Source organism: Bradyrhizobium denitrificans, assembly GCF_013179005.1.
In the GTDB taxonomy this organism is placed as follows: Bacteria; Pseudomonadota; Alphaproteobacteria; order Rhizobiales; family Xanthobacteraceae; genus Bradyrhizobium; species Bradyrhizobium denitrificans.
On the sequence record NZ_JABFDP010000006.1, the window covers coordinates 19,687 to 32,164 of the forward strand.

Annotated in this window: 13 protein-coding genes; 9 read left to right on the forward strand and 4 right to left on the reverse strand. The window is 64.4% G+C overall.

All coding sequences use genetic code 11. The features are described 5' to 3' along the window. The first annotated feature begins 140 nt into the window (after positions 1-140). From HL671_RS07480 to HL671_RS07515, 8 genes are all read left to right on the forward strand, one after another. Complete coding sequence (locus HL671_RS07480) at positions 141-1,130, forward strand: sulfate ABC transporter substrate-binding protein (RefSeq protein WP_172236034.1); 990 nt, start codon at positions 141-143, stop codon at positions 1,128-1,130. 60 nt (positions 1,131-1,190) lie between these two features. Next, a complete protein-coding gene (cysT, locus tag HL671_RS07485; protein WP_172236035.1) occupies positions 1,191-2,024 on the forward strand; it encodes a sulfate ABC transporter permease subunit CysT in 834 nt (277 codons plus the stop codon). Positions 2,025-2,033: 9 nt separating this feature from the next. Then, positions 2,034-2,939, forward strand: coding sequence for a sulfate ABC transporter permease subunit CysW (cysW, locus tag HL671_RS07490; RefSeq protein WP_012046794.1), 906 nt, complete (start codon positions 2,034-2,036; stop codon positions 2,937-2,939). Next, on the forward strand, positions 2,929-3,966 hold the full coding sequence (locus HL671_RS07495) for a sulfate/molybdate ABC transporter ATP-binding protein (protein ID WP_172236036.1): 1,038 nt from the start codon (positions 2,929-2,931) through the stop codon (positions 3,964-3,966). Before cysW ends, HL671_RS07495 begins: the two co-directional genes overlap by 11 nt. Before the next feature lie 275 nt (positions 3,967-4,241). Further along, positions 4,242-4,757, forward strand: a complete 516-nt coding sequence (locus HL671_RS07500; RefSeq protein ID WP_012046792.1) for a CAP domain-containing protein — start codon at positions 4,242-4,244, stop codon at positions 4,755-4,757. A 122-nt stretch (positions 4,758-4,879) separates the two neighbouring features. After that, positions 4,880-6,055: a DUF3734 domain-containing protein gene (locus HL671_RS07505; RefSeq protein WP_012046791.1), complete on the forward strand. Its 1,176-nt coding sequence runs from the start codon at positions 4,880-4,882 to the stop codon at positions 6,053-6,055. Positions 6,056-6,059: 4 nt separating this feature from the next. Then, positions 6,060-6,851: a 3-hydroxybutyrate dehydrogenase gene (locus tag HL671_RS07510; protein WP_012046790.1), complete on the forward strand. Its 792-nt coding sequence runs from the start codon at positions 6,060-6,062 to the stop codon at positions 6,849-6,851. 147 nt (positions 6,852-6,998) lie between these two features. Beyond that, complete coding sequence (locus HL671_RS07515) at positions 6,999-7,250, forward strand: SemiSWEET transporter (protein ID WP_012046789.1); 252 nt, start codon at positions 6,999-7,001, stop codon at positions 7,248-7,250. A 103-nt stretch (positions 7,251-7,353) separates the two neighbouring features. On the opposite strand, the gene HL671_RS07520 is transcribed toward HL671_RS07515, so the two are convergent. The 3 genes from HL671_RS07520 to HL671_RS07530 all read right to left on the reverse strand — a co-directional run bounded on the left by HL671_RS07520 (position 7,354) and on the right by HL671_RS07530 (position 10,475). Next, entirely contained in the window at positions 7,354-8,013 is a 660-nt protein-coding gene (locus tag HL671_RS07520; protein ID WP_172236037.1) for a L,D-transpeptidase, read from the reverse strand. A 159-nt stretch (positions 8,014-8,172) separates the two neighbouring features. Then, entirely contained in the window at positions 8,173-9,549 is a 1,377-nt protein-coding gene (locus HL671_RS07525; RefSeq protein WP_172236038.1) for a lipopolysaccharide biosynthesis protein, read from the reverse strand. Between the two features lie 86 nt (positions 9,550-9,635). Further along, complete coding sequence (locus HL671_RS07530) at positions 9,636-10,475, reverse strand: protein-disulfide reductase DsbD domain-containing protein (protein ID WP_172236039.1); 840 nt, start codon at positions 10,473-10,475, stop codon at positions 9,636-9,638. 136 nt (positions 10,476-10,611) lie between these two features. On the opposite strand from HL671_RS07530, the gene HL671_RS07535 reads away from it, so the two are divergent. After that, positions 10,612-11,262: a YqgE/AlgH family protein gene (locus tag HL671_RS07535; protein ID WP_012046785.1), complete on the forward strand. Its 651-nt coding sequence runs from the start codon at positions 10,612-10,614 to the stop codon at positions 11,260-11,262. Between the two features lie 287 nt (positions 11,263-11,549). Here HL671_RS07535 and HL671_RS07540 read toward each other — a convergent pair whose 3' ends face one another. Then, complete coding sequence (locus HL671_RS07540) at positions 11,550-12,437, reverse strand: TauD/TfdA dioxygenase family protein (protein WP_172236040.1); 888 nt, start codon at positions 12,435-12,437, stop codon at positions 11,550-11,552. Positions 12,438-12,478: the final 41 nt, after the last annotated feature.

A 12,478-nucleotide genomic window follows, 5' to 3' on the forward strand; every position in this document is an offset into this window, starting at 1 on the left:
TGCCGGGCGCTTCGTAGCAAAATGCCCGCGTCCGGTCGGAAACAAGAAAATCCGGTTTCGTTGACTCGGAACGGCACATGCGGCGATCTGCAGGACGCGCCTGCAACATTGCAGGCCTGCTATTTGAATGGAGAGATTGCATGATGCGGCGTGTTCTTGCGGTTGTCGCGGGCCTGGCATGGGCGGGGTCGGCCGTTGCTGCCGACGTGAATCTGCTCAACGTGTCCTACGATCCCACCCGTGAGCTCTATGTCGAGTTCAACAAGTCGTTTGCCGAGGCCTACAAGAAGGACACCGGCAAGAGCGTCGAGATCAAGCAGTCGCATGGCGGCTCCGGCGCCCAGGCGCGAAGCGTGATCGATGGCCTGCAGGCCGACGTCGTCACCCTGGCGCTGGCCTATGACATCGATGCCATCGCGAACAAGGGACTGCTCGACAAGGAGTGGCAGAAGCGCCTGCCGCAGAACGCCTCGCCCTACACCTCGACCATCGTGTTCCTGGTCCGCAAGGGCAATCCGAAGGGCATCAAGGACTGGGACGATCTGTTGAAGTCGGGCGTCGACGTCATCACGCCCAATCCGAAGACCTCCGGCGGCGCGCGCTGGAACTATCTCGCCGCCTGGGGCTACGCCCTGAAGAAGACCGGCTCGGTCGACAAGGCCAAGCAGTTCGTGGCCGACCTCTATAAGCACGTTCCCGTGCTCGACACCGGTGCGCGGGGCGCGACCGTCACCTTCGTCGAGCGGGGAGTGGGCGACGTGCTGCTGGCCTGGGAGAACGAGGCCTATCTGGCACTGAAAGAATTCGGTAAGGAAAAGTTCGAGATCATCTCGCCGTCGCTGTCGATCCTGGCCGAACCGCCAGTTGCCATCGTCGATAGCGTCGTGGCCAAAAAGGGCACCCAGGCCGTCGCCGAAGCCTATTTGAAGTACTGGTATACGAAGGAAGGTCAGGAAATCGCCGCACGCAACTTCTACCGTCCGCGCGATCCGGACGTCGCCAAGAAGTACAGCGAGTCGTTTGCCAAGGTTGACCTGTTCACGATCGACGACGTGTTCGGCGGCTGGACCAAGGCGCAGAAGGATCACTTCGGCGAAGGCGGGATTTTCGATCAGATCTACAAGAACTGATTGGCGAACCAAGGCGGACAACACGGGAATGGGCCCGATGGGAATGAGCCAGGTGGCTTCTTGAGCGTTCTCGCACCCCGACGCAGCACCTTGCCGGGCTTTGGTCTCACCATGGGGCTGACGCTGACCTGGCTGTCCCTCATCGTGCTCATTCCGCTGGCCGGGCTGTTCGTGCGCTCGACCGAGCTCAGCCTTGAGCAGTTCTGGGGCATCGTCACCAGCCGGCGCACCCTGAGCGCCCTCAAGATCTCGTTCGGACTGTCCTTTGCCGCGGCTCTCGTCAACCTGGTGATGGGCACGATCGTGGTCTGGGCGCTGGTGCGCTACCGCTTCCCCGGCCGCCGGCTGTTCGACGCCATCGTCGACGTCCCGTTCGCGCTGCCGACGGCGGTGGCCGGCGTGGCGCTGACCTCGCTGTTCGCGCAGAAGGGCTGGCTGGGCGCGCCGCTGGCCGCGCTCGGCATCAAGGTCGCGTTCACGCCGCTCGGCATCTTCATCGCGATGATCTTTATCGGCATTCCCTTTGTCGTCCGCACCGTGCAACCGGTGCTGATCGACCTCGATCCGGAGATCGAGGAGGCGGCGGCCAGCCTCGGCGCCAGCCGCTGGCACATTGTCACCAAGGTGATCCTGCCCAGCCTGATGCCGGCGCTGCTGACCGGCTTCGCGCTCGCTTTCGCCCGCGCCGTCGGCGAGTACGGCTCGGTGATCTTCATCGCCGGGAATCTGCCGAACGTGTCGGAGATCGCGCCGCTCCTGATCGTGATCCGCCTGTCCGAGTTCCGCTACGCCGACGCGACGGCCATTGCGGTGGTCATGCTTGTGGTGGCATTCGTGATCATCTTCGCGGTGAATCGCTTGCAGCGCTGGGCACAGGCCCAGGCGTCCAGTTGAGGCCGCGCCATGAGCATCGAGATGACCCTGCAACGGGCGCCGGACAGGCCGGCGCAGCCCAGCGATGTCGAGATTGCCGCGCGGCGTGATCCGCGCGCCGAACCGACCGTGGTTCGCATCGCCCTCATCACCTTGGCGATCGGCTTTCTGTCGGTGTTCGTCGTGCTGCCGCTGGTGGTCGTGTTCGTGGAGGCGTTCGGCAAGGGCATCTCCGCCTATCTGTCCGCGCTGGCCGACCCCGAGGCGTGGTCGGCCATCCGCCTCACCCTCGGCGTCGCCGCGGTCTCGGTCGGCACCAATCTGGTGTTCGGCCTCGCCGCCGCCTGGGCAATCGCGAAATTCGACTTTCCCGGCAAGACGGTCCTGATCACGCTGATCGACCTGCCGTTCTCGGTCAGCCCGGTGATTTCGGGTCTCGTCTTCGTGCTGCTGTTCGGGGCGCAAGGCTTCTTCGGGCCCTGGCTGCAGAGCCATGGTCTGCAGATCCTGTTCGCCTTCCCGGGCATCGCGCTGGCCACCGTGTTCGTGACCTTTCCGTTCGTCGCCCGCGCCCTCATCCCGTTGATGCAGGAGCAGGGCACGCAGGAGGAGGAGGCCGCGATCTCGCTCGGTGCCTCCGGCCTGCAGACCTTCTTCCGCGTCACCTTGCCCAACATCAAATGGGGCGTGCTGTACGGCGTCCTGCTTTGCAATGCGCGTGCGATGGGCGAGTTCGGCGCGGTCTCCGTGGTCTCCGGCCACATCCGCGGCGAGACCAACACGATGCCGCTCTTGGTCGAGATCCTCTACAACGAGTACCAGATGGTCGCCTCGTTCGCGATCGCCTCGCTGCTCGCCATGCTCGCGCTGATCACGCTGGTCGCCAAGACCATTCTCGAACGCAACATCGACGAGGACCTGCCTCATGACCATTGAAGCGAGGGGCGTCGTCAAGACCTTCGGCACCTTCAAGGCGCTCGACGGCGTCGACCTGAAGGTCGCCAATGGCGAGCTTTTGGCGCTGCTCGGCCCGTCCGGCTCGGGCAAGACGACCTTGTTGCGGATCATCGCCGGGCTGGAATGGCCGGATGCCGGCGAGATCCTGTTCGACGGCGAGAACGCGCTGGACCGCGGCGCGCGTGAGCGTCATGTCGGCTTCGTGTTCCAGCATTATGCGCTGTTCCGGCACATGAGCGTGTTCGAGAACGTCGCCTTCGGCCTGCGGGTGCAGCCGCGTCGCATCCGCAAGAGCGAGGCGCAGATCCGTGCCCGCGTGAAGGAGCTGCTCGACCTGGTGCAGCTCGATTGGCTCGCCGACCGCTATCCGAGCCAGCTCTCCGGCGGCCAGCGCCAGCGCATCGCGCTGGCGCGTGCGCTCGCCATCGAGCCACGCATCCTGTTGCTCGACGAGCCGTTCGGCGCGCTCGACGCCAAGGTGCGCAAGGAACTGCGGCAATGGCTGCGCACCTTGCACCACTCGATCAACGTCACCTCGATCTTCGTCACGCATGACCAGGAAGAGGCGCTCGAGGTCGCGCATCGCGTCGTGGTGATGGACAAGGGCCGTATCGAGCAGGTCGGCTCGCCGAACGACGTCTATGACGCCCCGGCCACGGCCTTCGTGCACGGCTTTATCGGCGAGTCGATCATGCTGCCGGTGGAGGTCTCCGGCGGCGCGGTGCATCTCAACGGCCGGCCGCTGGATCTGGCTGCGCCGGGCGATACAGCCGGCGCATCGACGCTGTTCGTGCGCCGTCACGACATGGTGATCGGCCCGGCTGACAGCGGCACCCTGCATGGCGCCATCACCCATGTCCGCAGCTTCGGCCCGGTGCAGCGCGCCGAGATCGCGCTGACCGAAGGCTCCACGATCGAGATCGACGCCCCGCGCGACCGCGAACTCAAGATCGGCGACCGCATCGGCCTCAAGCCGCGGCATTATCGGATCTTTGCAAGCGGTTAGTGGCGGGCTGGGCTCGGGCTCGAATCCGGGTCGCTAGCCAAGATTGCCAACCAAGACATCGTTTGCTGGATGTCGTGCTCGGCACCAGCCTAAGCGCGATGTGACCGCAAAGTGCTGTCGATCCCTCGACCCCGGCAGGCTTGACCGCTCCGCTCATAGGGTTGACGAACCGTTGCTGGCCGGAATTGTCGCGATGGAACTTACCGGCGATTCACCTTTCAGCCACGGTTGATGTGCAACAACCCGCCTCTCTTCTCCGCACAGGGACTGGTTCATTGAAGCGTCTGGCTCTCGCTCTTTCCATCGCATTGCTGCTCGCCGGCTGCGCGGCTGAAACGCCCGTCGTGCAGGCGCCGACGATGTATGCCGACATGGCGGTCGCCGGAGCCAAGCTCGATGCTGCCGCTGCGGCGACGATGATCTCGCAATACCGCCAGAACAATGGGCTCGGCATGGTCGAGGTCGATCCGGAGCTGATGCGGCTGGCGGAGTCGCAGTCGCAGGCGATGGCCGACAAGAACAAGCTCGATCACGACGTCCGCGCCCCGCTGGCCAAGCGGCTGAACAATGCGGGCTATGATGCGACGGTGGCGGTGGAGAACGTCTCGGCCGGCTACCACACCTTGGCGGAAGCGTTTTCCGGCTGGCGCGACTCGCCGCCGCATCGGGCCAACATGCTGAAGACGGGTGTCACAAAAATAGGCATTGCGGCGAGCTATGCTCCGAATACCAAGTACAAGGTCTTCTGGACCATGATCCTGGCCGCGCCCGATGGTAAAAAGGCCTCCTGACAGGCAAGTTCGCTGCTGCCTTGTGCAGCGGTCGTCCGGAGCAGGACCTCTCCTTGGGATGGATTGACGTCACCCCGAAGTGACGCCACGCTGGCGCCATGTTTTGCTAATGACCGCCGTAAATGACGCATCATCCATTTCCCCCGCAGCCGGCCACTCCCACCCAGTCGCAACGAGTCCTCGTCCTGCAGGGCGGCGGCGCGCTCGGCTCCTATCAAGCCGGCGCCTATCAGGCGCTATGTCACTTCGACTTCGAGCCGGAGTGGGTGGCTGGTATCTCGATCGGCGCCATCAACGCCGCGATCATCGCGGGCAATGACCGCGACAAGCGCGTCGGCCGGCTCAAGGAATTCTGGGAGATGGTGTCCTCCCCGGTGCCGTGGAAGCCGCTGCTCAATGGCGACCATCACCGCTCGGCGTTCAACGAGGCCAGCGCGGCGCTGATCGCCGCGTTCGGCGTACCGGGCTTCTTCACGCCACGCTTTCCGCCGGCGCCGCTGTGGCCGGCCGGCAGCCTGCAATCCGTCAGCTATTACGATACCGCGCCGCTGAAGCGGACCCTGGAGCGGCTGGTCGATTTCGATCGCATCAACGACCTGAAGACGCGGCTGTCGGTCGGCGCCGTCGGCATCACCACCGGCAATTTCACCTATTTCGACAATGTCGAATTCAAGAAGCAGGGCAAGCGCATCGGCCCCGAGCACATCATGGCCTCAGGCGCGCTGCCGCCGGGCTTTCCGCCGGTCGAGATCGACGGCGAGCATTATTGGGACGGCGGCATCGCTTCGAATACGCCGCTCGACTATGTGCTCGACACCGAGACCGATCGTGACCTGCTGATCTTCCAGGTCGATCTGTTCTCCGCGCGCGGCGAACTGCCGCGCACCTTGCTGGAAGCGGCCGAGCGCGAAAAGGACATCCGCTATTCCAGCCGGACGCGGATGAACACCGACAAGAACCGCATGATCCACAACACGCGCAAGGCGTTCCGCGAGCTCTATGCCAAGCTGCCGGAGGAGCTGCGCAACGATCCTGCGCTCGAGATCCTGTGCAAGGCGGCGCAGGAGAACACCGTGACGGTGGTGCACCTGATCTACCGCAGCAAGACCTACGAGACCTCCTCGAAGGACTACGACTTTTCTCATGTCGCGATGGTCGAGCATTGGGACGCGGGTGTGCGCGACGTCCACCAATCGATGAGCCACAAGGACTGGCTGGAGCGGCCGCAGTCCGGCGAGACCATGGTCACCTACGATCTCACGCAGGATGGCAGCCTCGCGGCCGCCAAGAAGGAGTGAAGCAATGACGACGAATTTGAAGGGCAAGACCGCTGTGGTGACCGGCTCGACCAGCGGCATCGGACTCGCCATTGCGCGCGGCTTTGCCAGCGCCGGGGCGAACATCGTGCTCAACGGCTTTGGCGCTGCCGCCGACATCGAGAAGGAGCGCGCCGCCATCGAGAGCGAGTTCAAGGTCAAGGCCGTGCATTCGCCGGCCGACATGAGCAAGCCGGCCGAGATCGCCGGCATGATCGCGCTCGGCGAGAGCACGTTCGGCGCGGTCGACATCCTCGTCAACAATGCCGGCATCCAGTTCGTCTCGCCGGTCGAGGACTTCCCGCCGGAGAAGTGGGAGCAGATCATCGCGATCAATCTCTCCTCGGCGTTCTACGGCATCCACGCCGCCGTGCCCGGCATGAAGAAGCGCGGCTGGGGCCGCATCATCAACACGGCGTCCGCGCACTCGCTGGTCGCCTCGCCGTTCAAGTCGGCCTATGTCTCGGCCAAGCACGGCATCGCCGGTCTGACCAAGACCGTGGCGCTGGAGCTCGCGACCTTCAAGATCACCTGCAATTGCATCTCGCCGGGCTATGTCTGGACGCCGCTGGTCGAGAAGCAGATCCCCGACACCATGAAGGCGCGCAATCTCACCAAGGAGCAGGTCATCAACGACGTGCTGCTGGCGGCGCAGCCGACCAAGGAGTTCGTGACGGTCGATCAGGTCGCAGCGCTGGCGCTGTTCCTGTGCAGCGACGAGGCATCGCAGATCACCGGCGCCAACCTCTCGATCGACGGCGGCTGGACCGCCGCGTAAGTCAGCGCCCAGCGGATCACGGCGCGCGGAACGCCGTGATCCTTCGCCGCGGGTCCGACAGGCAGGTTTTTGGCCTCGCGCGGTTTCGCTTTGACACGGCGCGTTCTACAAGCAGGCTTTCACCGCGCTTGCACACGGACCCTTCCTTTGCTGACCACGCTGATCGGCCTCGGCGCCGCCACCTGCACCACATGCTCGTTCCTGCCCCAGGTCATCAAGGCCTGGCGGTCGCGCTCGACCCAGGACATCTCGGCCGGCATGTTCGTGCTGCTGACCACCGGCAACGCGATGTGGCTGCTCTACGGCGCGCTGATCAACGACCTGCCGCTGGTCGTCGCGAACCTGATCACCCTGGCGCTGGTCGCGACCATCCTCGGCCTGAAGCTGCGCTACGGCTAGAGCATGATCCGCAAAGGTGGAAACCGGTTTTCCGAAGAGATCATGCGCAAACAATGACGAAAGATCATGATGCGTTTCCGTGGAAACGAATCATGATCTAGAATCAGCTGCGGCGCGCGAAGATGTTTGCATTGGTGGAGGCGACGCTCTGGCCGGGCGGCAGCACGACCACGGTCGATCCCATCTGCACGCGGTTGTAGAGGTCGGCGACGTCGGTATTGGTCATGCGGATGCAGCCGGACGAGATCGCCTGGCCGATATATTCCGGCTGGTTGGTGCCGTGGATCCGGTACAGCGTGTCCTTGTTGCCCTCGTAGAGATAGATCGCGCGGGCGCCGAGCGGGTTGGCCGGGCCGCCGGGCACGCGCTTCGGATAGGGGCCGAGACGAGCTTGGATGTCGGCGGTCGGAACCCAGTCGGGCCATTCCGCCAGCTTGCCGACGGTGGCGACGCCGGAGAACGCCATGGCCTCCTCGCCGACCGCGACGCCGTAGCGGACCGCCTTGCCGTCGGGCAGGACATAATAAAGGAAGCGCGCATCGGTATCGACGATGATCGTGCCCGGTTGCTCCTGGCGCGAGAAGTCGACGATGTGGCGCTGGAACTGTTCCGGGATCTGCGCTTCGGCATAGGGCGCGCGCGCCAGCAACTGCTTGTCGCGCGGTGTCAGCGCCGCATCAGTCGTCGGCGACAGAGTCGCTTCCATGCAGCCGGACAGCAGCAATGATCCAGCCAGCGATAGTGCGAGCCCCAGTCTCGACATCTTCATCTCCCCCGCGCGATGGAACCATGTGTCTAGAGGATCGCGCCCAAATCATGGCACTGCACTCAACACTTGCGTGATCGCTGCGCGAGCGAGAGGCGGCCGCAGAGCGCCGGTTCGAGCATGAACATCTGTCGCAGGTCCGTCACGGAACCTGCGTCAGGACGCCTTGCCGAAGGCGAGAACGTGCAGGCCGAGCCGTCGCTTGACGATGCGGAACAACAGCACCGTTTCGAACACCAGAGACAACGAGGTCGCCGCCGCGGCGCCGTGGCCGCCGAAGCGGGGTACCAGGACGATGCACAGCACGAGGTTCATGACGAAGGCGGCCGCATAGGCGGAGGCGCAGGCGTGCTGCTGGCCCAGCATGTTCAAGAGGCGCTCGACCGGGCCGATCGCGGCGCGTACGACAAGGCCGATGGCCGCGATGAACATGATGTCGTAACCCGCAGTGAACTGCGCGCCGAACAGCCACAGCAGCGGCTTGCCGAGCGCAAGCAGGACCAGGGTCGCCGCGAGCGACGGCCAGAACGTCCATTGGATCGCATGCGCGACATAGGCCGACAGCCGTGCCTTGTCGCCGAGCGCGTGATATTCCGCGAAGCGATGCGCCGTGGTCGCCGACATCGCGTAGTGGATGAACGACACAAGCGCGAGCGTCTTCACCACCGCGAAATAGACACCGACCTCTTCGGAGGAGCGGAACTGCTGCAGCACCAGGACATCGGTGTAGGACAACAGCAGATAGAAGCTCTCGACCAGCAGGATCGGCAGCGACACTGCGAGCCAGCCGCGCAGATCATATTGTTTCGGCCCGACCTCGACGTGGCGCTCGAGCCGCCGGTTCAGCACCAGCATCTGGCCGAGCATCGCGATCCACACCGCGGCGGCGCTGGCGGCCATGGCGGCGCTGGCGCCGAGCTGGAAGCCGAGCACCAGGGCGCCTGCGGTGAAGCCGATGATCAGGCCCTGGCGGATGATGAATTGCGGCATCAGCCCGAGCGTCATCCAATCATGCGAGCGCGCGATGCCGTCCTGGGTGTTGGCGACCACGAAAGCGGGCAAGGTCAGGCAACCGATATAGAGCGGCAGGCGCTCGCTCTCCTCGATCCACGGCGACAGCAGCGCGATCAGTCCGGCGAGCAGCAAAGCGGCGATGCCGGAGGTTGCCAGGGTCAGCCAGCGGCCGCCCGACAGGAAGCCGCGCAGCAGCGCGTGCTGGCCGGACGTGCGATAGTCGGGGATGATCTTCTGCGCCGACGAGGCGATGCCGAAATCGAGCATGCTGCCGAGCAGCAGCACCCAGGTCCAGACATAGACATAGATGCCGTAATCCGAGCCGCCCATCCAGCGCGCGAGCAGGATCTGGCTGAGATAGGCAAGGCCGGCGCTCAGCACGCGGATGAGGAAGATCAGCGCCGCGAGCCGCTGCGTGAGCGATGCTTCACCGCCGCCGGCGAGCGCCGCGACGCGCGCCCTCAGCCGGGCTGCGAGGCCTGTCGATGTGGTGTCGTTGCGGGCATCCATCACGGCCACGGGGCAAGTCCGGCTCTCGGGCCGCGGAAGGCGGCCGTCATGCCCTCCTATCAACGCAACGTTAAGAATCGGTTGGGCGGCCCCGTTTACGGCAGGCTGGCGTTGAACTCATAGGCCTTGTCGGGGCCGACCAGCGTGAATTTCAGCGTCGCGCCGTCGGGCTTGACGCCCGGCGGGACACCGTCGAGCTCAAAGGCGAAGCGCGCGATGCCCGGCGTCCCGCTGTCGCGCTGGCTCGGGATCGGCAGCGACCAGTCCGGTGTCGGACCCTCGACGTAAAGATGAACGCCGCGTTTATCGGGCGCGACGACGTCGACGATGACATCCTTCTTGCCGTCGCGCTTGATGTCGCGGATCGTAAACGGAATGGGATCACCGACATTGGCGGGCTTCGGCACGGTGTCAAGCGCGGCCGACAGCGAGGCGTCCTCGGTGCTTGCCACGCTGGTGAAGGCGAGTTCGACCTTGGCTTCGACGGGGATGCAGATCTTCTCGCACACCGCGTAGCTGATGTCGGCGCGCAAGGTCATCGGCTTGTCGGCGCTCTTGGCAACGATGCGCAATGGCAGCACGACTTGATCGTGATAGCCCAGCGAGTGTCCGCCGGCACCGTCGTCGAACTTGGTCGGGGCCGGCCACAGGACGGTCACCGCATCGACATTTTCGGACCGGGAAAAGTCGAATCGCGGCGGCACGCCGGAGTCGCCCGGCGTGCGCCAATAGGTCTTCCAGCCCGGCTGGAGCTGAAACGCGACGCCGCCGAGAACCACCGGTCCGCTGCGCGATCCGGCGAGCAGGCGGACCGCGGAATGGCCATCACGCTGCCAGGGCGACGAGTCCTGCGCCCAGCCGCCGAGCGAGGCGCAGGACCACAGCAACGCCGCGGTGAGAAGTGTGGCGGAGGGACGAGGAACCAAGGCGGACATGAGACGTCTTTAAAGTTTGGTTGGGGCGCAAACCATTGAATTGCTTGTGAGCGGATTCCGCGGCGGAGGCCTGAACCTTGATTGACAGATGCTCATCCCAATATCAGGATATCAACCATCATGAGAGTCCTCGCGGATGAATCCTGACGCAAAACGGCTCGGCGACGTTCGCCGCAAAGTGACCGGGATCGGGGATCACACCTCTCACGGCGGTTATCTCGACGGCCAATTGCTGGTCGCCATGCCCGTCATGGGGGATTCGCGGTTCGAACGCTCCGTGATCTATCTCTGCGCGCACTCAGCCGAGGGGGCCATGGGTATCATGGTGAACCGGCCAGCCGGCAGCATCGATTTTCCGCAGCTCCTGATGCAACTGAACATCATCGAGAAGGGCGATCAGATCAGCCTGCCGGACAGCGCCGAAACCATGAAAGTGCTGAGCGGCGGCCCGGTCGATACCGGACGTGGCTTCGTGCTGCATTCGAGCGACTACTTCATCGCCAATGCGACGCTGAAGATCAATGATGGCGTCTGCCTGACCACGACCATCGACATCCTCAAGGCGATCGCCAAGGGCAATGGTCCGAAGCACGCGCTGCTCGCGCTCGGCTATGCCGGCTGGCGCGCCGGCCAGCTGGAGGAAGAGATCCAGGATAATGGCTGGCTGCATTGCGATGCCGATCCCGAGCTGATCTTCGGCGACAATGTCGAGGACAAATATGATCTTGCGCTGCGCAAGATCGGCATCGATCCCGGCATGCTCTCCAACGCCGCCGGGCACGCCTAAGTACGCTGTGACGTTTCGGCACGATCTCTGCTGTCGCGGAATACTGGATGCTCCGCCTTCGCCTTCGCGGAGCATGACAGCGTCGCAGACGGCGAGATCTTGCATCAGCACGGACCGCCGATTCCAAGGAAACGCTCGTCTCGACGGCCTTGTTAGGCGGTCTTGACGCCATCAACTCTTCGCCGCCATCCCTCCGCTTTGCCGTGGCCGGGCTTCGTCCCGGCCATCGTGTCTCTGGTTGCCGTGTCTCCGGCATCCAGCAAGCGGTTCGACGCGCGAGCGCCGATCTACTCCGCCGCCTGCTGCGCGATGGTGGGCTCGGTGCCGGCGACGGTGGCGCGGCGCATGTCGCGCGGCTGCGACTGATCGTAGCGGCGCACGCGATGCATGGTCTGGCGATTGTCCCACATGATCAGGTCGTGGAGCGCCCATTTGTGCACATGGACGAATTCCCGCTGCGTGGCGTGCTCGGTCAGGTCGCGCAGCAGCAGCCGTCCCTCCGGCAAGCTCATGCCGACCACGGCTCCGGCATGCGACGACAGGTACAGCGACTTGCGGCCATGCGCGGGATGGGTGCGCACCAGCCGCTGCCTGACCGGCTTGAACATCTCTTTTTCCTCGTCGCTGTAGTCGAGGAAGCCGAGCGCGCCGCGCGAATACATCAGCGAATGTTCGCAGACGAGATCCTCGATCTCGGCCTTCGTCTCCGGATCGAGCGCGTCATAGGCGGCGCGCATGTCGGCAAATTCGGTGTTGCCGCCCTTCGGGTTCACGATCCGCGCCGACAGGATCGAGTATTTCGCCGGGATCGGCCGGAACGAGCTGTCGGAGTGCCACAGGCAATTGCCGAGATTGAACAGATGGGTGCGGTGATCGCGCGGCAGCGGTCTGCCGTCCTTGCCGAGATTGGAGACGTCGTTGAGGCCGGTGGTGAGACGGTAGTCCTCTTTCTTGGTGACGGTGCCGCCACGGGCTTGTTCTCGCTCGCCGAAACTGAGCGCGAAAGCGAGCTGCTGTTCGTCGGTGATGTCCTGGTCGTGGAACACCAGGACCGCGTAATGATCGATCGCGGCCTGCAGCTCCGCGGTCTCATCGCGCGTCAGCGGCTTGCGCAGATCGATGCCTGAAACGTCACCAACGAAAAAAGGATGCAGCTGCCGGATGGCGATCGCCATGGCGTCCTCCTTGATGTCCTCATCGTCGCGGCTCGCTCGTC

Bases quoted from the DNA above. Each gene is read 5' to 3' on its own strand.
- HL671_RS07480 (WP_172236034.1), top strand. From the start codon at position 141: ATGATGCGGCGTGTTCTTGCGGTTGTCGCGGGCCTGGCATGGGCGGGG.
- cysW (WP_012046794.1), top strand. From the start codon at position 2,034: ATGAGCATCGAGATGACCCTGCAACGGGCGCCGGACAGGCCGGCGCAG.
- HL671_RS07495 (WP_172236036.1), top strand. From the start codon at position 2,929: ATGACCATTGAAGCGAGGGGCGTCGTCAAGACCTTCGGCACCTTCAAG.
- HL671_RS07505 (WP_012046791.1), top strand. From the start codon at position 4,880: ATGACGCATCATCCATTTCCCCCGCAGCCGGCCACTCCCACCCAGTCG.
- HL671_RS07510 (WP_012046790.1), top strand. From the start codon at position 6,060: ATGACGACGAATTTGAAGGGCAAGACCGCTGTGGTGACCGGCTCGACC.
- HL671_RS07520 (WP_172236037.1), bottom strand. From the start codon at position 8,013: ATGTCGAGACTGGGGCTCGCACTATCGCTGGCTGGATCATTGCTGCTG.
- HL671_RS07530 (WP_172236039.1), bottom strand. From the start codon at position 10,475: ATGTCCGCCTTGGTTCCTCGTCCCTCCGCCACACTTCTCACCGCGGCG.
- HL671_RS07535 (WP_012046785.1), top strand. From the start codon at position 10,612: ATGAATCCTGACGCAAAACGGCTCGGCGACGTTCGCCGCAAAGTGACC.
- HL671_RS07540 (WP_172236040.1), bottom strand. From the start codon at position 12,437: ATGGCGATCGCCATCCGGCAGCTGCATCCTTTTTTCGTTGGTGACGTT.